This is a genomic window from Bacillus sp. FSL K6-3431 (genome assembly GCF_038002605.1).
Classification (GTDB): domain Bacteria; phylum Bacillota; class Bacilli; order Bacillales; family Bacillaceae_C; genus Lederbergia.
Map to the genome: position 1 here is coordinate 5,273,380 of NZ_JBBOCT010000001.1, position 23,686 is coordinate 5,297,065.

Annotated in this window: 19 protein-coding genes, 1 other RNA gene and 1 other annotated feature; of the genes, 18 read left to right on the forward strand and 2 right to left on the reverse strand. The window is 38.0% G+C overall.

Annotated elements, in window-relative coordinates:
• Positions 1 to 205: 205 nt before the first annotated feature.
• The 4 genes from recJ (at position 206) to dtd (ending at position 6,223) form a co-directional block, all read left to right on the forward strand.
• Positions 206 to 2,575 (forward strand): single-stranded-DNA-specific exonuclease RecJ, encoded by a 2,370-nt coding sequence (gene recJ, locus MHB53_RS25075; RefSeq protein WP_340923878.1) that lies wholly within the window; start codon positions 206 to 208, stop codon positions 2,573 to 2,575.
• Positions 2,566 to 3,078: an adenine phosphoribosyltransferase gene (locus MHB53_RS25080; protein ID WP_340923879.1), complete on the forward strand. Its 513-nt coding sequence runs from the start codon at positions 2,566 to 2,568 to the stop codon at positions 3,076 to 3,078. The genes recJ and MHB53_RS25080 overlap by 10 nt, the downstream gene beginning before the upstream one ends.
• Before the next feature lie 501 nt (positions 3,079 to 3,579).
• Positions 3,580 to 5,769, forward strand: a complete 2,190-nt coding sequence (locus MHB53_RS25085) for a RelA/SpoT family protein (protein ID WP_340923881.1) — start codon at positions 3,580 to 3,582, stop codon at positions 5,767 to 5,769.
• Positions 5,770 to 5,785: 16 nt separating this feature from the next.
• A complete protein-coding gene (dtd, locus tag MHB53_RS25090; RefSeq protein ID WP_340923883.1) occupies positions 5,786 to 6,223 on the forward strand; it encodes a D-aminoacyl-tRNA deacylase in 438 nt (145 codons plus the stop codon).
• Between the two features lie 144 nt (positions 6,224 to 6,367).
• On the opposite strand, the gene MHB53_RS25095 is transcribed toward dtd, so the two are convergent.
• Positions 6,368 to 7,630, reverse strand: a complete 1,263-nt coding sequence (locus MHB53_RS25095) for an N-acetylmuramoyl-L-alanine amidase (protein ID WP_340923885.1) — start codon at positions 7,628 to 7,630, stop codon at positions 6,368 to 6,370.
• A 175-nt stretch (positions 7,631 to 7,805) separates the two neighbouring features.
• On the opposite strand from MHB53_RS25095, the gene MHB53_RS25100 reads away from it, so the two are divergent.
• The 5 genes from MHB53_RS25100 to MHB53_RS25120 all read left to right on the forward strand — a co-directional run bounded on the left by MHB53_RS25100 (position 7,806) and on the right by MHB53_RS25120 (position 12,809).
• Positions 7,806 to 7,982 carry a hypothetical protein gene (locus tag MHB53_RS25100; protein WP_340923887.1) on the forward strand — a complete coding sequence of 59 codons (177 nt, stop codon included), beginning with the start codon at positions 7,806 to 7,808 and terminating at the stop codon, positions 7,980 to 7,982.
• Between the two features lie 72 nt (positions 7,983 to 8,054).
• Positions 8,055 to 8,284: a binding site (T-box leader), on the forward strand.
• Positions 8,285 to 8,499: 215 nt separating this feature from the next.
• On the forward strand, positions 8,500 to 9,771 hold the full coding sequence (gene hisS / locus MHB53_RS25105; protein WP_340923889.1) for a histidine--tRNA ligase: 1,272 nt from the start codon (positions 8,500 to 8,502) through the stop codon (positions 9,769 to 9,771).
• A 14-nt stretch (positions 9,772 to 9,785) separates the two neighbouring features.
• Positions 9,786 to 11,576 (forward strand): aspartate--tRNA ligase, encoded by a 1,791-nt coding sequence (gene aspS / locus MHB53_RS25110; RefSeq protein ID WP_340923892.1) that lies wholly within the window; start codon positions 9,786 to 9,788, stop codon positions 11,574 to 11,576.
• Positions 11,577 to 11,656: 80 nt separating this feature from the next.
• Positions 11,657 to 11,844, forward strand: a non-coding RNA gene (gene ssrS, locus MHB53_RS25115) — 6S RNA.
• Positions 11,845 to 12,041: 197 nt separating this feature from the next.
• Entirely contained in the window at positions 12,042 to 12,809 is a 768-nt protein-coding gene (locus MHB53_RS25120) for a tRNA threonylcarbamoyladenosine dehydratase (RefSeq protein ID WP_340923895.1), read from the forward strand.
• Positions 12,810 to 12,917: 108 nt separating this feature from the next.
• Here MHB53_RS25120 and MHB53_RS25125 read toward each other — a convergent pair whose 3' ends face one another.
• A complete protein-coding gene (locus MHB53_RS25125) occupies positions 12,918 to 14,186 on the reverse strand; it encodes a replication-associated recombination protein A (RefSeq protein WP_340923897.1) in 1,269 nt (422 codons plus the stop codon).
• Positions 14,187 to 14,308: 122 nt separating this feature from the next.
• On the opposite strand from MHB53_RS25125, the gene MHB53_RS25130 reads away from it, so the two are divergent.
• The 9 genes from MHB53_RS25130 to MHB53_RS25170 all read left to right on the forward strand — a co-directional run bounded on the left by MHB53_RS25130 (position 14,309) and on the right by MHB53_RS25170 (position 23,323).
• A complete protein-coding gene (locus MHB53_RS25130) occupies positions 14,309 to 14,977 on the forward strand; it encodes a YczE/YyaS/YitT family protein (protein ID WP_340923898.1) in 669 nt (222 codons plus the stop codon).
• Positions 14,974 to 15,393, forward strand: coding sequence for a cysteine metabolism transcriptional regulator CymR (gene cymR / locus MHB53_RS25135; protein WP_340923900.1), 420 nt, complete (start codon positions 14,974 to 14,976; stop codon positions 15,391 to 15,393). The genes MHB53_RS25130 and cymR overlap by 4 nt, the downstream gene beginning before the upstream one ends.
• Before the next feature lie 22 nt (positions 15,394 to 15,415).
• Positions 15,416 to 16,558, forward strand: a complete 1,143-nt coding sequence (locus tag MHB53_RS25140) for a cysteine desulfurase family protein (RefSeq protein ID WP_340923903.1) — start codon at positions 15,416 to 15,418, stop codon at positions 16,556 to 16,558.
• Between the two features lie 16 nt (positions 16,559 to 16,574).
• The gene (gene mnmA / locus MHB53_RS25145) at positions 16,575 to 17,690 is read left to right on the forward strand and encodes a tRNA 2-thiouridine(34) synthase MnmA (RefSeq protein ID WP_340923905.1); all 1,116 of its coding nucleotides are present in this window, start codon (positions 16,575 to 16,577) and stop codon (positions 17,688 to 17,690) included.
• 350 nt (positions 17,691 to 18,040) lie between these two features.
• Positions 18,041 to 18,715 carry a tetratricopeptide repeat protein gene (locus MHB53_RS25150; RefSeq protein ID WP_340923907.1) on the forward strand — a complete coding sequence of 225 codons (675 nt, stop codon included), beginning with the start codon at positions 18,041 to 18,043 and terminating at the stop codon, positions 18,713 to 18,715.
• A 165-nt stretch (positions 18,716 to 18,880) separates the two neighbouring features.
• Positions 18,881 to 21,289, forward strand: a complete 2,409-nt coding sequence (gene recD2, locus MHB53_RS25155; protein ID WP_340923911.1) for an SF1B family DNA helicase RecD2 — start codon at positions 18,881 to 18,883, stop codon at positions 21,287 to 21,289.
• A gap of 29 nt (positions 21,290 to 21,318) precedes the next feature.
• Positions 21,319 to 21,846 (forward strand): PRC-barrel domain-containing protein, encoded by a 528-nt coding sequence (locus tag MHB53_RS25160; protein WP_340924984.1) that lies wholly within the window; start codon positions 21,319 to 21,321, stop codon positions 21,844 to 21,846.
• Entirely contained in the window at positions 21,818 to 22,006 is a 189-nt protein-coding gene (locus MHB53_RS25165) for a hypothetical protein (RefSeq protein WP_340923913.1), read from the forward strand. Before MHB53_RS25160 ends, MHB53_RS25165 begins: the two co-directional genes overlap by 29 nt.
• A gap of 246 nt (positions 22,007 to 22,252) precedes the next feature.
• Positions 22,253 to 23,323, forward strand: coding sequence for an AI-2E family transporter (locus tag MHB53_RS25170; protein ID WP_340923915.1), 1,071 nt, complete (start codon positions 22,253 to 22,255; stop codon positions 23,321 to 23,323).
• The last annotated feature ends 363 nt before the right edge of the window (positions 23,324 to 23,686 follow it).

Genomic DNA, 23,686 nt, shown 5'->3' on the forward strand with positions numbered 1-23,686 from the left:
AGTATACGTATCTCAGGACTCACTCGAAATGATCAGAAAAAAGTATAAAATAATATAAAAACAGCAGTCAATTTAGACTGCTGTTTTTATTACTACTATCGCCACGTCCCGTGGCGTATGTTTGTACTGGCGTCCTGCGCTTTTCACTAACATTGAAACAATAGGTACACTTTTGTATAATTAATTAGTCTAAAGGAGTGAGTAAATGTTATTTTCGAAAACACGCTGGTCCGTTCAGGAGTCGAATGAGGCAGCCAATATAGAACTTGCAGAACAATTAAACGTTGCTCCATTTGTTGCTGCATTATTAATTAATCGTGGAATGAATAATGTGGAGAGCGCGAAGAAATTTTTATATACAGAAAATGAACCATTTCATGACCCATTTTTATTTGAAGATATGGAGAAGGCAATAGATAGAATAGAAAAAGCGATAGCTGATCAAGAGCCCATTTTAATTTATGGAGATTATGATGCCGATGGTGTAACAAGTACATCAATTTTAATGATAACGATGCAGGAGTTAGGCGCACATGTAAGTTATTATATACCAAATCGATTTACAGAAGGTTATGGACCAAATGAAATAGCATTTCGTAAAGCTGCCGATGAAGGGATTAAACTAATTATTACCGTTGATAATGGCATAGCCGCTTTAAGTGAAGCAAAAGTAGCCAAAGAGCTAGGGGTAGATTTGATCATAACCGACCATCATGAGCCAGGACCAGAACTTCCTGATGCATATGCTATTATTCATCCGAAGTTACCTGGTACAGCGTATCCATTTTCAGACCTTGCAGGTGCAGGTGTGGCATTTAAACTTGTTCATGCATTACTTGGTGATGAACCATCCGATCTCCTTGATTTGGCCGCGATTGGAACGATTGCTGACCTTGTGCCATTGCATGGTGAAAATCGTCTGATCGTGAAAAAAGGACTAAAAAGCTTGGCTTTATCTACTAGGCCAGGTTTAAATGCATTGTGCAAAATTGCCGGGGCAAAACTTTCTGAGGTGAATGAAGAAACAGTCGGGTTTGCGATTGCCCCCAGACTGAATGCTGTAGGGAGATTGAAACACGCCGGACCAGCAGTGGAGCTTTTGATGACAGAAGACGTTACTGTTGCAAAACAGCTTTCCGAAGAAATCGATAATATAAATAAAGAAAGACAGGCGATTGTAGCTGAAATTGAAAAGGAAGCAATCAACATTGTAGAAACGGAATATCCTGCTGATGAAAACAGTGTGCTTATAATCGGCAAAGAAGGCTGGAATGCAGGTGTGATTGGCATTGTTGCATCTCGGCTAGTAGAACGCTATTATCGGCCTACCATCATGCTAAGCTATGATCGTGAGACGGGTTTAGCGAAAGGATCAGCACGTAGTATACATGGATTTGACTTATTTAAAAATCTATCTGGTTTATCTCATATACTCCCGCATTTTGGCGGGCATCCGATGGCTGCGGGAATGACGTTGGAGATTCAAAATGTCGAAGAGTTTCGTATGAAATTAAATATGGCAGCAGCGGACCAACTTATGCCAGATGATTTTATTCCAGTTACGAAATTGGATGCATCTATTATGCTTGAGGCTGTGAGTATCGATACTATAAATCAATTGGACATGCTTGCCCCTTATGGCATGAAAAACCCAAAACCTAAAGTATTAATTGAAAATGCCGGTATATCCGGGGTCAGGAAAATCGGTGCTAACAAAACTCACTTAAAATTAAATTTGGAATATGAGGGAAACACGCTAGATGGAATTGGCTTTCATCTCGGAAATTTGGCAGATGAGATGTCACAAGGAGCAAAAGTTTCGGTAATAGGTGAACTCTCAGTCAATGAGTGGAATAATATGAGAAAACCGCAAATATTCTTAAAAGATATTGCGGTGAATGAATGGCAACTTTTTGATATGAGGGGGAATAAGCAGTTAAAACATTGGATGTCCCAACTACCACAAGAAAATTGTTTGTATATCGTTTTTGATGAAAAACAGCTTACAACACTTAACATATCTGAGATGCATATGGATGTGGTTGTCATAATAGGTAGTGATCATGCCGAGAGTCTAGATATTAATGGAAAAAATATTGTTCTACTTGATATGCCATCAAATCTTGGCATATTGAAAAAGCTGATAGATGGGAAAAGTCCTTCACGTATTTACACACAATTTGTTCATGATCAAGGACATTTCTTTAGTACTTTACCAACGAGAGAACATTTTAAATGGTTTTATGCATTTTTATTAAAACGCCAGACTTTTGATGTGATTAAGCATGGGACTGATCTTGCTGCTTACCGTGGTTGGACAAAGGAAACGGTCGAATTTATGTCAAAAGTGTTTTTTGAACTAAATTTTGTTACAATAAAGGATGGTTTGCTTTCCATAAATCCAGATAAAACAAAACAAGATTTAACAGCTTCACCAACATATCAAAAAAGGCAAGAACAGCTAGAGTTGGAAAAAACATTAATTTATTCTTCATATGAACAATTAAAAGAATGGTTTGATGATAGGTTGGCGCAAAAAGCGCTTAACGAGGAGGAAATAACAGCATGGATTTGAAACAATATATAACAATCGTAGAAGATTGGCCAAAAGAAGGAATTAGATTTAAGGATATTACGACATTAATGGATAACGGTGAAGCGTACCATTATGCCACAGATCAAATAGTTGAATATGCGAAGGAAAAAGAGATTGATCTTATCGTCGGACCAGAAGCAAGAGGATTCATTATTGGATGTCCTGTTGCATATGCGCTCGGTATAGGCTTTGCGCCTGTTAGAAAAGAAGGTAAATTACCTCGTGAAACGATTAAGGCAGTGTACGGTAAAGAATATGGTAATGATGCATTAACCATTCATAAAGATGCGATTACTCCAGGTCAAAGAATCTTAATAACCGATGATTTATTAGCGACAGGTGGGACGATTCAGGCAACAATTGAACTAGTAGAAAAACTAGGTGGAGTAGTTGCAGGTATCGCATTTCTTATCGAGTTAACCTATTTAGAAGGTCGAGAAAAAATCGGTGACTACGATATACTTTCCTTAATGAAATATTAATGCTGATGGGAAAAGCGAGCACTCCGTTAAAGATCAAGCCGACTAACCTAGGTCATGTTTGACCAACGTCTCTTTAGCTTAGTATCCTATGACCATCTTATGTAAGCATATCAACAGTGAAGGTTAATAAGCAGCAGTATAAAGAAACAATTTCCTTTGCGTATGTAAAAAGCACTCATATTGGAGTGCTTTTTACATACGCAAAAAACGAACAGTAGTTCATGTATTCTGAAAAAACGACACTATTTGATCTTTTTTGTAGAAAAATCCTCACTATTTCTTTACAAGTGAGGTTTCATTCTCGATAATAGATAACATACACATTTTTTTACGTGAATAGTAAGTTTACGTTTTCCGGAGATAAAAGTTTACAAAAAGTTTTTTATTGTCTAGTTTTGTCGTATACGACGTACTAGTGCCACCGGACGTGGATAATTAAGGTAGCCTAGAAGCTTCCGCTTTTCTTGTGAACTGAATGATAAATTTAAAAAGGTGATCCTCATGGCAAAAGATCAAATATTATCAGCTGAAGAAGTGATTGATAAAACAAGTGAATATTTAAATGAAGAACATGTGTCCTTTGTGAAAAAAGCATTTGAATATGCTCGCGATGCCCATAAGGAACAATTCCGAAAATCGGGTGAGCCATATATTATTCACCCTATTCAAGTGGCAGGAATTCTTGCTGATCTAGAAATGGATCCCGCAACGGTAGCATCTGGCTTTTTGCACGATGTCGTGGAAGATACGCCTGTGACAATTGCAGATTTAGTGCATGAATTTGGTAGCGAAGTTGCTATGCTTGTTGATGGGGTTACAAAACTAGGTAAAATCAAATACAAATCGCATGAAGAGCTACAAGCGGAAAACCATCGGAAGATGTTTGTTGCAATGGCCCAAGATATTCGTGTTATTTTGATTAAATTAGCCGATAGACTTCATAATATGCGTACACTTAAGCATTTACCACCAGAAAAACAGCGGAGAATTGCAAATGAAACACTTGAGATATTTGCTCCTCTCGCACATCGACTTGGAATATCTAAAATTAAATGGGAATTGGAAGACACGTCACTGCGCTACTTAAATCCGCAACAGTATTATCGGATCGTTAATTTAATGAAAAGAAAACGGAATGAACGGGAACAATATCTTGATGATGTTATGGTAGAAATGAAGCATCGTCTTATTGATGTTGAAATCAAAGCAGAATTATCGGGAAGACCGAAGCATATATATTCAATCTATCGAAAAATGGTACTTCAACATAAGCAATTTAATGAGATTTATGATTTACTGGCTGTAAGAATTGTTGTTAACAGTATTAAAGATTGCTATGCGGTTCTTGGTATTATTCATACATGCTGGAAACCAATGCCTGGCAGATTTAAAGATTATATCGCGATGCCAAAAACAAATATGTATCAATCTCTACACACGACAGTAATTGGACCAAAAGGGGATCCACTGGAAGTACAGATTAGAACACTAGAGATGCATAAAATCTCTGAATATGGTGTTGCGGCCCATTGGGCATATAAAGAAGGTAAAACGACTAGTCAACAAGCGTCATTTGAAAAAAAACTTTCTTGGTTTAGGGAAATTTTAGAGTTTCAAAATGAGGCAGAAAATGCTGAAGAGTTTATGGAATCGTTAAAGATTGATTTGTTTTCAGATATGGTGTTTGTTTTTACGCCAAAAGGCGATGTAATTGAACTGCCATCAGGTTCCGTTCCAATTGACTTTGCCTACCGAATTCATTCTGAGATTGGTAATAAGACAATTGGTGCAAAAATAAATGGGAAAATGGTTACGTTAGATTATAAATTAAAAACCGGCGATATTATTGAAGTTTTAACTTCAAAACATTCATATGGGCCAAGTCAAGATTGGATAAAATTAGTACAAACTTCGCAGGCGAAAAATAAAATTCGACAGTTTTTTAAACGTCAACGCAAAGAAGAAAATATTGTTAAGGGCAGAGAACTGGTTGAAAAAGAAATTAAAGATATGGACTTTGATCTAAAGACAATTCTTACTGCAGACAATATAAATAAAGTTGCCGAAAAGTTTAATTTTTCGCATGAAGATGATATGTATGCTGCAGTTGGTTATAACGGAATTTCCGCTATCCAGGTTGCTAATCGCCTCACAGAAAAGTGGAGGAGGTTACGTGATGAGGAAGAAATAATTAAAGATATACCTGCGGAACCGAAAATTGAAAATCAGTCTAGTCGTTATGAAGCAGGTGTAAAAGTAACAGGGGCAGATAATCTACTTATTCGCCTGTCACGCTGCTGTAGCCCAGTACCAGGTGATAATATTATTGGATTTATTACTAAAGGTCGTGGTGTTTCTGTTCATAGAACGGATTGCCCTAATCTAAAATCTAGTGAAACGCAAGATAGACTCATACCCGTTGAATGGGAAATGGGAACGAGTTATGTGAAAGAATATAATGTAGATATTGAAATTAATGGGTATGACCGCCGTGGCTTGCTTAATGAAGTGATGCAAATGGTGAGTGGAACGAAGACAAATATTACAGCAGTTTCTGGACGAACGGATCGGAATAAAATGGCGACTATTATGATGTCAATCACGATTCAAAATATAAGCCATCTTCATAAAGTTGTAGATAAAATTAAACAGATTCCAGATATATACGCGGTTCGTCGAATTATGAACTAAAGGGGATTAGTAAGGAATGAAAGTAGTGTTGCAAAGATGTAAGACAGCAAACGTGAAAGTAGAAGGAAAAGAGGTTGGCAATATCGGTGTTGGTCTCGTTTTGCTTGTTGGGCTTACTCATGATGATACAGAAGAGGCTTGCTCTTGGATTGCAGACAAAATTGTTAACTTAAGAATATTTGAAGACAGTGAAGGCAAGATGAACCGCTCTTTAATGGAGGAAAACGGTGAAATCTTATCTGTTTCTCAATTTACATTATACGGAGATTGCAATAAAGGTCGTAGGCCTAACTTTATGAGCGCAGCAAAGCCCGAGCATGCAGAAACTCTTTACGATCGCTTTAATGAACTTTTGCGAGCTAAAAATATTACTGTTGAAACTGGTATTTTTGGTGCAATGATGGATGTATCCTTGGTTAACGCTGGTCCGGTTACATTGATTTTAGAAAGATAAAAAGCATCGGGGGCTCCCGATGCTTTTTTTATAGAAAAGTTTAGAAATTAGTGAACTTCTTAGCTGGATAGACGTACCAATCTCACATATATCGATGGGTAATGCACCAATGCACCCGCGCTTTTCTTAACTATAAATAATCAATTAAAAGTATTCTTCAAGCCCTTTAACAATCGCATCTGTTATTTTTTCTTGGAATTTATTTTTATTAATTAAACCTTCTTCATGTGGATTACTTAAATATCCAAGTTCAAGAAGTACAGATGGGCGCTCGTTTTCTCTCGTGACATAATAATTACCATAACGGACACCGCGGTTTTTCATATCTACTGCATTAGAAAGATGGCTATGAAGCTTTTCCGCCAGCTCTTTTTCATAAAAATAATAATAATATGTTGTATGACCATTCACTGTATTATCCTTAATGCCATCATAATGAATGCTAATAAAGGCATCTGCATGGTACTGTGAGGCAATATTGGTTCTATAACTTAAATCAATATAATCATCCGCACTTCTTGTTAATACGACATTTACGCCTTTGGATTTTAACTTTTTTGCAAGTAGCTTCGAAGTTTTTAGTGTTACGTCTTTTTCCAAAGTACCATTAGGGCCTTCTGTGCCTTGATCACGCCCACCGTGACCTGCATCTAAAACTATCGTTTTTCCTTTTAACCCTTTGGTACCTTTCGTATTTTGATTAGGGTAGGAAACAATCCAGTTAGCAATATAACCCGTTTTTCCCGATCCATAATCAATTTTATACCAATCACCTGATTTTTTTATTACATTGAATACATCCCCGGATGAGGCGGTCTTAACTATTTTAGAATCTATTGACGGTTTTTTACGAATGTTTGTCCCATCATACAGAACGCTTATTTCAGAATAGCCGGTTTCCGTAGATGCATTTTCTGGTTTGGACTGTTTTGATTCCAGATAATTACTACTAACCCATGCATCAGCATTATTAAAACTGATGCGGCTCCAATCTTGTTTTTCTTCGATCACATGGACGAGGTCACCTTTGTTTAATTTTGCAATTACAGATCCATCTATATTTCCTGCTGATCGCACATTTAAGTCATCAACTGTAACAATCGCGCTTTGCGCAGCATTGCTATTGGAAGTTGTTTTTTGGGCTAACCAATCGGCCACCCAGCCACTTTCACCAGAATTCAGCTTGATTTCATACCATCCGTCTTTGTGGTTTTTAAGTGGATACGTTTCATCCTTCCGAACTTGGGTAATAACTGAGTAAGATGTGCCCGGAAGTTCGCGAACATTAACTATGTCTCCGGTTATAGTGATTTTATTTGCATCCGCCGCTAGTGCAGGGAAGTAATACATACTACCAGCTAACAGTAAAATAAATGTTGCAATGATAAAGTATGTTTTTTTTCGCAACTTAGCACCACCTTCCTCTTTATGCTATGTAAATGAAAAGCGCGAAATCAATATTTTACCGATAATATCCAAGTGTACTATATTCATGATAAAAAACAATAATCGTTTACTAATTTCAATAAAAAAATTATTGATGGACATAATGAAGATAAGTATATTTCAGGAGGTTTATTTCATGAGAATGAATGAAAGTAATCGGATCATATCGTATAATGCGGTTCAATTATTCAATGTGGATTTTCGTCATCTTGTAGAAAATGAGAATGTTACGATAGTCGGTGAGGCGATAAGTGAACAAGGTATTGTCTCAAATAAGGTACAGGCACTGAAAAAACAATTGGAAAAGTCTTAATTAATTGCTGAAACGCAATTGACAAATTTCAAATAGATCCTTATGATTAATGGATATATAAATGAAAATGATATGTAGCTTTTGATGGAGAGAGTAATTGGGACTTGAAATAAAAAGAGATGAAATGCCTTGGCTGAAAGCATTTCTACCAACTCAATGAAAGACACTCCGTAGGCTTCCCCTTCGAACAGTACATGCTTAGTAGAGGACGGACGAGTACAGGCGTTAACTGTTTAAGTGGAAGCTGGCGGATTTCAGCTTCAAAAAGGGTGGCACCGCGGGAAAAAACTCTCGTCCCTTGTTTTTCGGAACAAGGGATGGAGGGTTTTTTTATTTTTCTATTATTTAGTTCGACGTACAGATGTAATAGGCCCTTCAACATAGGGCGTGTTGATCTAAGGTGATCAAGATCAACAGAAAAATTGCTACGGTGTCTTAGGATGTAATGCTCATCTTTGTGCTAGTTACCGATTAGGGAGCACTTGACGCATTTATAAAATTGAAAGGGGTTTTGAATTTGTCCATTCAAATACCAAGAGGGACACAAGATATCCTCCCAGGAGAAGTGGAAAAGTGGCAGTTAATTGAAGAAACTGCAAAAGAGATTTGCCGGAAGTATCAATATAAAGAAATTAGAACACCGATATTTGAGCATACAGAACTTTTTCAACGAGGAGTTGGCGATACAACCGATATCGTGCAAAAGGAAATGTACTCATTCGATGATCGCGGTGGCAGGAATTTAACACTTAGACCAGAAGGTACTGCTTCCGTAGTTCGTTCTTTTGCTGAAAATAAAATGTATGGGTACGCGAACCAGCCAGTGAAGCTCTATTATTTTGGTCCGATGTTCCGTTATGAGCGACCACAAGCGGGGAGATTTCGTCAATTTGTCCAATTCGGCATTGAAGCACTAGGTAGTAATGATCCAGCAATCGATGCGGAAGTTATTTCGATTGCAATGCAACTGTATCAAGAACTTGGCTTGAAAAAGCTTCGTCTTGTTGTAAATAGTCTTGGTGACACAGAAAGTAGAGTAGCACATAGGGAAGCATTGATTAATCACTTCTCGCCAAGAATAGATGAGTTTTGTGGGGATTGTAAAAATAGACTTGAGAAAAACCCACTCCGCATTTTAGATTGCAAAAAGGATTCCGATCATGAACTAATGAAAAACGCGCCATCCGTGTTAAATTACTTAAATGAAGAGTCCAAGCAATATTTCGATAAAGTGATGCAACATTTGGATGGGATGGAAATCGAATATGTCGTAGATCCAACACTTGTCAGAGGGCTTGATTATTATAATCACACGGCATTTGAAATTATGAGTGAAGCGGAAGGTTTTGGTGCGATCACAACGCTTTGTGGTGGTGGCCGTTATAATGGGCTTGTTGAAAATATGGGTGGACCAAATACACCGGGAATAGGTTTTGCTTTAAGTATTGAGCGATTGCTAAGTGCTTTAACTGCAGAAAGTATTGATATTGCACAAACGCAAGAGATAGATTGTTACATCATTGCGCTTGGCGATGAAGCGAGCGATTATTCTGTGACACTTTTACAAGCATTACGTAAAGAGGGCTATTCTGCTGAAAAGGACTATATGGGGCGGAAAATGAAAGCTCAATTTAAAGCAGCGGAACGTTTTGGGGCAAAGTATATCGTCATTATCGGTGAAGATGAACTTAAAACTGGCGCGGCAGTAGTGAAGAAATTAGAAGATGGTGAACAAAAGGAATTATCTCTTCATAATTTTATTGAAGAATTCGATACTTTAAACCGATAAGGGAGTGGATATTCATGTTTGGAAGAACATATTACTGTGGGGAAATATCAGAGCAAGCAATTGGTGAGTTTGTTGTATTAAAAGGATGGGTGCAAAGAAGACGTGATTTGGGTGGCTTGATTTTTATTGATCTTCGGGATCGATCGGGCATTGTTCAAATTGTTTTTAACCCTGAGACTTCAAGTGAAGCACTTGTAACTGCGGAAAAAGTTCGTAATGAATATGTACTTGACATTCGTGGGAAAGTAATTGCTAGAGATCCTAAAACGGTTAATGATAATTTACTAACGGGTAAAATCGAAATATTAGTAGAAGAAATAACGATTATTAATGAAGCGAAAACCCCTCCTTTCATGATTGAAAATAGAGCCGAAGCTGCAGAAGATATTCGTTTGAAATATCGATATCTAGATTTAAGAAGACCGGAAATGTTTGACGTGTTTAAAATGCGTCATGATGTAACGAAAACAATCCGGAACTTTTTGGATAATGAAGGATTTTTAGATATTGAAACGCCGATGTTAACGAAAAGTACGCCTGAAGGTGCACGTGATTACTTAGTACCTAGTAGGGTACATCCGGGTGAGTTTTTTGCTTTACCTCAATCACCACAAATATTCAAACAACTATTGATGGTTGGTGGTTTTGATAAATACTACCAAGTTGCGCGTTGTTTCCGTGATGAAGATTTAAGAGCAGATCGGCAACCCGAATTTACGCAAATCGATATTGAAACAAGTTTTATGAGCCAAGAAGATATTAGAAGTATGACAGAGCGCATGATGCAGCAAGTAATGCAAGCTGCCAAAGGGGTGGAAATTCAAACATCTTTTCCAATTATGACTTATGATGATGCGATGAATCGATTTGGGTCAGATAAACCTGATACTCGCTTTGAAATGGAACTAAAAGATATTTCAAACCTTGTTGAACAATCCGATTTTAAAGTATTTGCAAATGCTGTTGCATCGGGAGGACAAGTTAAAGCAATTGTCGTCAAAGGCAATGCTGCTAAATACTCTAGAAAAGACATTGATGCATTAGGAGAATTTGCTTCTCGTCATGGTGCAAAGGGGTTAGCTTGGTTGAAAGTGGATGCTGAAGGTGTCAAAGGACCGATCGCTAAATTCTTTAGTGCAGAAGATCAAAGCCAGTTATGTCATGTACTCGATGCCGAGCAAGATGATCTCATCCTGTTTGTAGCGGATAGCCGAAAGGTTGTTGCAAGTGCACTTAGTGCATTACGATTAAAACTTGGAAAAGAACTTGGCCTAATTGATGAAGGTAAATTCAATTTTCTATGGATAACAGAATGGCCACTTTTAGAGTTTAGTGAGGAAGAAAACCGTTATTTTGCAGCACATCATCCGTTTACAATGCCTGTTAGGGAGGATCTTGAAAAATTGGAGAAAGATCCAGCAAATGTCCGTGCGCAAGCATATGACCTTGTTTTAAATGGTTATGAGCTTGGTGGTGGTTCGTTACGGATATTTGAACGTGATATTCAAGAAAGAATGTTCGCTACTCTTGGTTTTACTAAAGAAGAAGCGCAAGAACAATTTGGATTCCTATTGGAAGCTTTTGAATATGGGACGCCTCCACATGGTGGAATTGCATTAGGCCTTGACCGGATGGTTATGCTTCTTGCTGGAAGAAGCAGTCTACGGGACACCATTGCATTCCCAAAAACAGCAAGTGCAAGTGATCTATTAATGAAAGCACCTGATTCTGTTGATAATGCTCAACTGAAAGAATTGCATTTATCGATAGAACAAGAGAAAAAAGCACAAGCGGAAAATGCGTGATGAATTTTTATCATCATCATTTTCTATATGATAAATGATTGATATATTTTTTTGTATATGTTAAGATTTATTCAAGAAGAGAAGTCCTGATGTGTTCGTTTTAGTACCTATTAGTTTTGACCGACAAGTTTTTAAATTAGGGAGTCTGGAGTTTCCGGACTGAGTGCATGCCTCCTTGAGAGGACGCGTGAGGCCTGGAGCAGGGCACCCACCTGCCGAGAGCGGGTTCAAAACAAAGGATGTAAAGGACGGCACGATTGGGACTTTTCGTTTAATAAAATGATGACGCAACTGGCTGATGAGCTAGTTGCTTTTTTATTATGATCAATATAGTCCAGTAGTAATACTATCATAAACTAAACTTTGTTATATAAATAAAAGAAAGAGTTGCATTCCAGTTCATTTATCCATTATTCTTAGTCAGTATAGGTAAACAATATGGTACTAAATTTGGAGTTGATAAAGATGTTACACCAATTTTCTAGGAATGAATTGGCGATAGGCAAACAAGGAGTTAATTTATTGCAGGATACTTCTGTTGCTATTCTTGGTATTGGGGGAGTAGGTACATTTGCTGCCGAAGCACTGGCAAGGTCTGGTGTTGGTAAACTAATTTTGGTTGATAAAGATGATGTTGATATTACGAATGTAAATAGACAGCTGATTGCACTTTTATCTACTGTTGGACAACCAAAAGTAGATTTAATGAAAGAACGGATTAAAGATATTAACCCCGAATGCGAAGTTATTACATTGAAAATGTTTTATACGGAAGAGACGTACGAGGAGTTTTTTAAACATCAACCTGACTTTGTTGTTGATGCATCGGATACAATAGCTTATAAGATCCATCTTATAAAAGAATGTCTAAAAAGGGAAATTCCGATGATCTCCTGTATGGGCGCTGCAAATAAAATGGACCCGACAAGGTTTATGATCAAGGATATATTCAAGACACATACGGACCCGATTGCAAAAGTGATCAGAACAAGACTTCGTAAGGATGGATTCAAAAAGGGTGTTCCAGTTGTATTTTCTGATGAAAGTCCGATAGTCATAAGAGAAGAAGTAAAAGAAGAAGTAGGAAAGCAAGATTCTGAAATTAGAAAAGCACAAATGCCTCCATCGTCTAATGCATTTGTACCTTCGGCTGCAGGGCTGATCATGGCCAGTTATGTTGTCAGGGAAATAGTAAAGGATATTCCTATTCACCGTGTGAAGGATGGAAAGTGAACTCATTTTAGCAAGCTGTACTATTTGGGAATCTGAATATGTATCCATATAAAACTCCTGAGCTTTAAGAAAAGACAGAAGAGGCGTCTAAGGTGCCCCTTCTGTCTTTTAACTTTTCCTGATTTTTTCATAAACAGTTGCCAATGCTTGTTCGAATTTCCCTGTTTGCTTCGGTAGATAATATTGTTTGTTTTTTAGTTTATCAGGTAAATACTGTTGTTTCACCCAACCACTCTCGTAATCATGGGGATATTTATAACCAATACCTCTGCCAAGGTCTTTCGCACCTTTATAGTGTGCATCTTTCAAATGCATCGGCACTTCTCCGCTTTTTCCAGCACGGATATCCGCAAGCGCCGCATCTATTGCACTGATTGCCGAGTTGGACTTTGGAGATAAACAAAGTTCAATGATGGCATTTGCTAATGGTATTCGAGCTTCGGGAAATCCGATCTTTTCCGCTGTTTGAATGGCGGCAAGCGTCCGTGGTCCTGCTTGTGGATTGGCAAGTCCAATATCCTCGTAGGCAATAACGAGTAAGCGTCTCGAAATGCTTGGTAAATCTCCCGCTTCAATTAATCGACCTAAATAATGAAGAGCAGCATTTGTGTCACTGCCTCGAATCGATTTTTGTAATCCGCTTAACACGTCATAATGAGCATCGCCATCTTTATCGTGGGCAAGGCTTTTTTTCTGTAGACATTCTTCGGCCACGGAAGTAGTAATATGTATGATTCCCTCGTCATCAGGTTCCGTAGATAATACGGCAAGCTCCAAAGCGTTTAGAGCACTTCTTGCGTCACCATTACTTGCTCTTGCTAAGTGCTCGAAAGCTGCGTCGGCAAGATCAATAGTATATTTGCCAAGACCACGTTCTTCGTTAGAAAGTGCCATTCTAATCGTCCGCTTCATATCATCTTCGGTAAGCGGGAACAGTTCGAATATTTGACATCGACTTCTGATCGCTGGATTAATTGCATGATATGGATTACTAGTTGTAGCTCCAATTAGAATGATCATGCCGTTTTCTAAATAAGGGAGTAGGAAATCTTGTTTTGCTTTATCCAAACGATGGACCTCATCAAGTAAAAGGATGACTTTTCCACTCATTTTTCCCTCAGCAGCAACGATTTCCATATCCTTTTTATTATTTGTCACAGCATTTAGAGTTCTGAATGCATATTTTGTACTGCCAGCAATTGCGCTTGCAATCGATGTCTTTCCAATTCCAGGAGGTCCATATAGTATCATTGACGCTAGTTGACGGGCTTTAACCATTCTAGCGATTATTTTCCCTTCTCCAACTAAATGTCGTTGCCCAGAGACCTCATCAATGGATGTTGGACGCATTCTATAAGCTAACGGCTGATTTTTCATTTATATCACTCCAAACTGGCGTTCTAGTAACTCATTAAACCTATCATATCAAATCAAGCAGCTATATGCATATAAGATGGGCGTTATGCTATAATAAACCAATGCAGAGGAGTAGTATCAGAATGAGAAAAACAGATAATTTAATTGCAAGACTTGCTATTTTTACGGTCGGTTTGCTTATTATGTCTTTAGGAATCGTATTTTTGATTATTTCAGGCTTCGGAGCTTCTCCTTGGGATGTGCTCCATGTAGGTCTTTATTATCAATTGGGGTTGACGATCGGAACATGGTCCATCCTTGTAGGATTTGCCATTCTGGGAAGTGCAGCAATCTTGATGAAAGAGTGGCCGCAATTTGGCGCATATTTAAATATGATTTTAATTGGCTTATTTATTGATATGTATATGTTGCTCCCATTTGTTACTGAGCCTGAAAGTTGGCTTGGGAAAATAACGATGTTTATAATAGGAATGGTTATTTATGCGTATGGGATGGGTATTTATCTCTCAGCACAGCTTGGATCAGGACCTCGCGATAGCTTTATGTTAGCATTGCAGGATAAAATGGGTTGGAAAATATCGAACGCCCGCCGGATGATGGAAGTGACAGTGCTTATAGTTGGCTGGTTGCTCGGTGGACCCGTTTTCATTGGGACAATCGTATTTAGCATTGTTGCTGGTACTTTTATCGGATTAGCATTGCCACAGTGCCAAAAGATTACTGATAAAATATTGGAAAAAAGAATGAAAGATAAATTAAACAAAGAAATAGATCGGAGTGCAAATATATGAAAATATCTACAAAAGGTCGATATGGTTTAACGATCATGATCGAACTGAGTAAAAGACATGGACAAGGACCGACATCGTTAAAATTAATTGCTCAGACACATAATCTATCAGAACACTATCTTGAACAATTAGCTGGACCGCTACGTAATGCGGGACTAGTTCGAAGTATTAGAGGAGCATATGGTGGCTATGTACTTGCTGATGAACCAGCAAATATTACTGCAGGAGATATTATTCGCGTATTGGAAGGACCTATTAGCCCGGTTGAAGGGATTGAAGATGAGGAGCCAGCAAAACGTGAGTTATGGATGAGAATCCGCGATGCGGTTAAAGATGTGCTTGATAGTACAACTATTGAAGATTTAGCCAACCATAAAGATGATGGAAGTTCGGAACCATATATGTTCTATATTTAATATGTGAAAACAGGTGGAAAACATGAAGAGAATTTATTTAGATCATGCAGCAACTTCTCCAGTGCATCCTGCAGTAATTGAAAAAATTACTACAGTAATGGGCTCTACGTTCGGTAACCCGTCAAGCATCCATTCATATGGTCGTGCAGCTAGGCATGTTTTAGATGAGGCGAGGTCGACCATCGCGGATAGTATACACGCACAGTACGCTGAAATTATATTCACAAGTGGCGGAACAGAAGCAGATAACTTAGGAATCATCGGAGCTGCACATGCGAATAAGCATAAAGGCAAGCATATAATTACGACAGAAATCGAACATCACGCGGTGCTTCATTCTTGTCAATATCTGGAACGAGAAGGATTCGATGTTACTTATCTTCTACCTGATGAATCAGGTGTTATTAGAGTGGATGATATAAAAAAGGCTTTGCGTAATGATACGATACTTGTGACTGTTATGTATGGTAATAATGAAGTTGGATCGATTCAGCCTATAAAAAAAATTGGTGAATTATTAGGAAATCATCCAGCATTATTTCATACAGATGCTGTCCAAGCGTATGGTAGTATACAGATTGATGTGAAAGAATTGGGTGTTGATTTACTTTCTGTTTCCGCTCATAAAATGAATGGACCAAAAGGTATCGGCTTTTTATATATAAAATCTGGTTCGAAAATCTCACCAGGAGCATATGGTGGAGAGCAAGAATTAAAAAGACGTGCAGGGACTGAAAATCTAGTTTCTATTGCTGGATTTGCAGAGGCCGTCCGAATCATGCTAGGGACACAGGATGAAAAAAACAATAGGAATAGGCAGTATAAAGATCAATTTTTAAATGTATTAACGAGTGAAAAAGTTGATTTTACAATAAATGGATCTTGTGAAGATAATTTGCCACATGTACTCAATTTAAGTTTCTCTGGAACGGATGTAGAAGCCCTATTGGTAAACTTGGATATGGCAGGTGTTGCTGCATCCAGCGGATCAGCTTGTACAGCAGGCTCTATTGAACCGTCACATGTGCTTGTAGCGATGTTTGGTGCCAATTCAGAGCGGACTAGAAGTTCAGTGCGCTTTAGTTTTGGCCTAGGAAATACCTGTGAAGAGATTGTGGAAGCGGCTGAAATAACTGCAAAGATTGTTAAAAGGCTTAGGAGTTGAAAGGAAGAGGAGCAATATGATTAAAGCACCACAAGATACAAGGGTAGTAGTTGGCATGTCAGGAGGAGTTGATTCTTCTGTGGCGGCACTTTTATTAAAAGAACAGGGCTATGATGTGATCGGGATTTTTATGAAAAACTGGGACGATACGGATGAAAATGGCGTCTGTACTGCGACAGAAGATTATAATGACGTGATTCGCGTTTGTAACCAAATCGGCATCCCATATTATGCTGTCAATTTTGAAAAACAATATTGGGATAAAGTATTTACTTATTTCCTTGATGAATATAAAGCTGGGCGCACGCCGAACCCAGATGTGATGTGCAATAAAGAAATTAAATTTAAAGCATTCCTAGAACACGCGATGAAGCTTGGAGCGGATTACCTCGCCACTGGACATTATGCTCGTGTAGACGACGTAGATGGCGAAGTGAAGATGCTGAGAGGCATCGATACTAATAAGGATCAAACCTACTTTTTAAATCAGCTCAGCCAAGCCCAGCTTGAAAAAGTGATGTTCCCAATTGGTAATATCGATAAAAAGCATGTTCGTGAAATTGCAAAAGAAGCTGGACTAGCAACAGCGGCGAAAAAAGATAGTACTGGTATCTGCTTTATTGGAGAGCGTAATTTCAAAGAATTTCTAAGCGGTTATTTACCAGCGCAAAAAGGGATAATGACAACTCTAGTAGGAGAAAAAATCGGTAATCATGATGGACTGATGTATTATACGATCGGTCAGCGCCACGGGCTTGGAATTGGTGGAGCAGGCGACCCTTGGTTCGTTGTCGGTAAAGATTTGGAAAAGAATGTACTTTATGTAGAACAAGGCTTTGACCACCCATCCCTTTATTCTGATTCTATCACAGCTGTTAACATCAGCTGGGTATCAGATAGGGCTAAGCCTGATACATTTGTTTGTACGGCTAAATTTCGTTATCGCCAACCTGATGAGGAAGTGGAAGTTCGCCTTCTTCCAAACGGTGACGTAAACGTAATATTTGCAAATCCAGTTAGAGCTGTTACACCGGGACAGGCAGTTGTTTTCTATAAAGGGGAAGAATGCCTAGGTGGAGGAACAATTGATAAAGTGTATAAAAAAGAACAAATGCTTACGTACGTAGGCTAATACTTAGGCTGCTCATAAAATCCATGGGCAGCTTTTTTATTGGGGAGTCAATGGCGGTTTATAAATTAGCCGAAGCACTGCGAGCCTATTAGAAAGGTGAATTGGCAAACAAATAGCTGCATTGCCATGACGCATAGAAAGATCGGTTTTTCATTGTCTAAATGATTAATTATGTAGCAACTTTGCAACAAGATCACCAGATTGCTTTGTGGGAACTAAATTTCACAGGGGAAAAGTAAAATTCATCGTGTGGTGAAAAACGTTTGTAAGGTGTCCATCGATGTTTGGTTTATGTGAGCACATTGAATGTGCTATAATTCTTTTATCAAATACTGCGCGGAGTGTGAATTATGGATAAAAATTTACAAGGCATTGAATATTTACAACAGGGAAATTATGAAAAGGCAATTCAAATGTTTACAGAAACAATTGAGGAAAATCCGGGTGATCCAGTCGGCTATGTAAACTTTGCCAATGTGCTCATTTCTGTAGGGGATCCGTTGCGTGCGGAGGAGTTCTTAAAGCGTGCGCTTGAAATGGATGATAAAGCATCTGCGGCTTACTACAGCTATGGGAATCTTTATTTTAATCAAGAAAAATATGAAGAGGCTGCAGGCATGTTTGAAAAAGCCCTTCTTAATGGCTCTGAATCAAATGATTTGCTCTATATGCTAGGAATGTCCATGGTTAATCTTGGACAAAATGAACTTTCTCTGCCTTATTTACAAAGAAGTGTAGAGCTTGATGATAACGATACAGAAGCAGCTTTCCAATTTGGACTAGCACTAGCGAGAAATGGTGTATATGATGAGGCCATTAAACAATTGGAAAAAGTGGTGGAAGCAGTTCCGGAGCATACAGATGCTTATTATAATCTTGGCGTTGCATATGCAGCTCATTTTGAAGATGCAGAAAAAGCATTGGCAACATTTAATAAAGCACTTGCTATTCAACCTGATCATGTACTAGCTGGCAATGGAAAAAAACTGATGGAAACAGCATTAGCTGAAGGCAAAGAATCATAAATTAATTCATGGATAGCTTTAGCCTAGCTACATCGGGACATTCACAAGGTTAGATCTCACGGACGTTACAATTCTTAGTCTGTGCTCTATTCTTAAATGTTGCAGACTTATACATATGTCGATGAGAAAGGTGCATGAACTTTCATATGAGAGGGGGTTCTAAATATGGAACAGCAAAATTCTCTTGATCTGTTTACGGAAAATGAAAAATATATTAAAGGTCGCCACTTAGTGACGATTTTCCATAATGAACAAAATTTATATTCTGTTATTCGAGTAAGAGTAGAAGATACAAATGATGAGAATAAAGATAAGGAAGCTGTAATCACAGGATATTTTCCAAAAATACATGAACAAGAAACATATATATTTTACGGGCAATATAAGGATCATCCTAAATTTGGTGTACAGTTTCATGCCAGTCATTTTAAAAAGGAAATGCCACAAACTAAACAAGGTGTTGCTACATACTTATCTAGTGGTCTGTTTAAAGGGATTGGTAAAAAGACAGCGGAGCGAATTGTAGATGAGCTAGGTGAAAATGCAATTAGTCAAATTCTTCAACAACCTTCCCTGCTCGACAGCATCCCTAAACTACCTCCTGAAAAAGCGAAGGATTTATATGATTCGTTACTAGAGCATCAAGGTTTAGAACAAGTGATGATAGGCCTTAACCAATACGGATTTGGTCCACAAATATCAATGAAAATTTATCAAGCCTATAAAGAAGAGACATTGAAGGTTATAGAAGAAAATCCCTATCAGCTTATCGAAGCTGTGGAAGGGATAGGATTTGGAAGAGCAGATGAACTAGGCTCTCAACTAGGTATAAATGGAAACCATCCAGACCGAATAAAAGCAGGCTGTCTATATGTTCTTGAACAAGCATGTTTACAAAATGGTCATGTTTATTGTGATGTGGCTGATTTGCTAGAAGAAGTAAAAAGATTGTTGGAGGATAGCCAACCTATTGAGATTGCTTTCCAAGATATTTCTTCGGAATTAATCAAACTAGAAGAAGAAGGAAAAATTGTTGGTGAAAACAAACGTGTATATATGCCATCACTTTATTTTTCGGAAAAGGGTATAGTCACAAATATTCAGCGAATACTGCAACAAAAAGAATATGCAGAGCAATTCCCTGAATCAGAATTTTTGATTGCGCTTGGTGATTTGGAGGAGAGACTTGATGTACAATATGCTCCATCACAGAAAGAAGCGATCCAAACTGCATTAATGAGTCCTATGATGATTTTGACAGGTGGACCTGGTACAGGTAAAACAACTGTCATTAAAGGGATTGTGGAACTTTATGCAGAACTGCATGGCTGTTCACTGGACCCATACGCTTATAAAAAAGAAGAACCTTTTCCGGTATTATTAACTGCACCAACTGGTCGCGCAGCAAAAAGAATGTCCGAATCTACAGGTTTACCCGCAATGACCATTCATCGTTTGCTAGGAATGACTGGCCAAGAGGGTCTCGATAATGAGGACGAGCGGGAAATTGACGGGAAGCTAATAATCGTCGATGAAATGTCAATGGTAGATACATGGCTGGCACATCAGCTTTTAAAAGCTTTACCAGAGCATATTCAAGTAATATTTGTTGGCGATGAGGACCAACTTCCGTCTGTCGGGCCTGGTCAAGTGTTAAAAGATTTACTTAAATCTGAAACCATTCCAACCGTTCAATTAACCGACATTTATAGGCAAGCTGAGGGTTCATCCATTATTGAACTTGCACACGAAATTAAAAAAGGGAAACTTCCTTCTGATTTGGTTAAACCACAAAGGGATCGTTCATTTATTAGATGTCAATCCGCGCAAATTGGTGAAGCTGTGGAGAAAGTTGTCAAAAATGCAAAGCAAAAAGGGTATACGGCAAAAGATATTCAAGTGTTGGCTCCTATGTACAGGGGACCAGCAGGTATTGATAACTTGAATCGAATTTTGCAGGAGATTTTCAACTCAAATCCAGATGGTAAAAGAAAAGAACTTAATTTCGGTGATGTAAAGTATCGAATCGGCGATAAGGTTTTACAGCTCATTAACCAACCTGAGCAACATGTATTTAATGGAGATATGGGTGAAATAATCTCGATTTTTTATGCAAAAGAAAATACTGAGAAGCAAGATATGATCATCGTTGCTTTTGAAGGAACGGAAGTAACATATACAAGGGCCGATTTAAATCAAATTACCCATGCATTTTGTTGCTCTATTCATAAGTCACAAGGAAGTGAATTTCCAATTGTCATTCTTCCAGTAGTAAAAAGCTATTATCGAATGCTCCGTAGAAATTTACTTTACACCGCGATTACAAGAAGTAAGCAATTTTTAATATTATGTGGAGAAGAAAGTGCTTTTCGGATCGGAATTGAAAGGGAAGATGATCAAAAAAGAAAAACATCACTTTTTGAAAAACTATCCGAAGTAACCCCAGTTGTTTTTGATAATGAAAATGATGACGGTGAAAATATTTTGCCAGAGGTACTAACAGAGGAGTCTATGCACTTTATCAATCCTATGATTGGCATGGAAAATCTTACTCCTTATGATTTTGTTGGCTAAGAGAAATAATAGAAATGTTCGAAAGGGTGGTGGATTCTTTGCGGACATTTTCTCTTTTAAAAGGGATGCCTGTTTATGGTGAACAAGGAGATATACTTGGGGAAGTTTGTGACATTTGTATTTGTGAGAATGGGAAAGTATCAGCTTTCCTACTCCAAGGTAAAGGATTGATTGGTAAGAAATTCAGACTTCCAATGGAACAGGTGTTTTCTTTTGGTGAAAATGGAATAAAGATTTCGGATCAAGGTGGTTTGTCGACATATAAAGAAAATGAAGGCGAATTTACAATGCACCATGCTCAGTCCATTTCAAAAAAAAATACCCTATCCAATGATGGAGAGCAGTTAGGTTTACTTGATGATGTATATTTTTTGGAAGAAGTGGGAACAATCGTTGGATATGAACTGACCGATGGTTTCTTTTCTGACATAGCTCAAGGAAAACGAGTAATTCGGACTCCCAATCCACCACAGATTGGAAAGGATGCCATGATCGTGTCGGTTAATAAGCTGCGAGGTGGCAAAACCAATGATGAAATGTCCGAATTGCCAAAGTAAGGACCTTGGTAAAATAGGCGTCAACCAATACTATTGTTGGAACTGCTTCATTGAACTTTCAGTGGGCTCTAAAACCATTCATACTCACCAAGTGGAAGAAGATGGTTCATTAAGCTCATTGGATGATTTGTTTGATGAGCGGGCAAGAAATTTAGGATAGTAAAGTAAAAGTCGCCAATATTTGTGGCGGCTTTTATTTTTTTGTAAGACACCTTTCCTAAAGGTTTATCTGTATGTAGTTTAGGTTTAGTAGCCCAAGGGCTACAAACCCCAGGATTCTTTTACGAAATCCGTCTCATAAACCTAACCTTCGCGGCCTTAAAAGAGCCTTGCGCTTGCACATTTCTTTATTTTTCAGTTATATTCTTGCTTGTTTACGGAAAACTACCTCTATGGAGGGGATGAATTGAAGCAATCACGATTAACGATACTATATAGATTTGGTCTCATTTTGCTTGTTTTTATTATCTTATATTGTTTTTTATTACTAAAACCATTATGGAAACCAGTTCTTATGGTGGTATTAATTGGCTTGATTCCTTTCATATTAGGTGGCTTTATTGCCTTTTTACTTAGTCCGCTTGTAGAAAAAATGGAAGCATTAGGATTAAAAAGAAATTGGGCAATAACAGTTATATATGTCTTATTTTTTGGCGGTATTGGTTTTGGTCTTTATTTAGGTTTCCCATTGCTGATTAAACAGATGAAGCAATTTTCTGATCAGATTCCCGAATTAGCTGGATATTATAAGCATTTGGTGCAAAATATAGAGGCCTCGACTTCTCGTTGGCCAGATGGTGTACAATTGCAAATGGAAGAGCGTATAAATGACTTCGAATTATGGCTGAATGGATTCATTGAAAAAAGCATTAAATTGTTAATGGGGCTCCTAAATTTTATTTTAGTACTTCTTGTCATTCCTTTCATATCGTTTTATTTATTAAAAGATATTCACTTAGTAAAAAGAGCGGCATGGTATATGACTCCAAAGAAATGGCGTAGTAATGCCATTGAGTTTATGTCGGCTGTGAACATATCATTAGGTAGCTATGTGAGAGGACAAATGATTGTATGTGGGATTGTAGGTGGGGCAGCGGCGGTGCTGTTTTGGATCATTGGGATCCAATATCCAATATTGCTTGGTGCAATCATCGCTATAACAAATATTATTCCATATTTCGGGCCATTAATTGGTGTTATCCCCGTATTAGTTATTGCATTATTATCTTCTGTAAATCAAGCTATTCTCGCAGCAGTTATCGTCTTTGTTTTGCAATTTATTGAGGGGAATATATTATCGCCCTATATTGTCGGGAAATCTCTACAAATGCATCCTTTATTCATTATTGGTGCTTTAATTATAGGTGGAGAGGCTGCTGGAGTCATTGGATTAATTATTGCAGTGCCGATTTTAGCTATTATAAAAATTGCTGTCGTCCATTCCCGAGATTATTTAATCAAAGAAAAACAACCTTAACATTGACAAGAGTACATTTCATTTCTATAATTTTCATATACATTTATATTTAAGTGCGTGTTCAAATAGGAGGATAAAAAGGGCCAAGAAGTTCTAGGAAGCGAAGCCTTCAAGTACCGGAGTGCTTGCTCAGGATGTGCTGGCTTCTGTGTTGCTCACAGGACGTGAGCGATCTTATCAGAAGATCCATTCCCATACGTGAGGAGCGGAGAAGCAAGCTGACAATGAAATTCGACAGCCATTTTTACCAAACTTTTTGAACATCGTCTTTAATGAAAAATTGAGGACGGATCTATAATGTTAACACCCATCTGAGCAAATTATTTTGCGGAAGAGAGGAATTTCCAAGGCTGAAAGGAATTC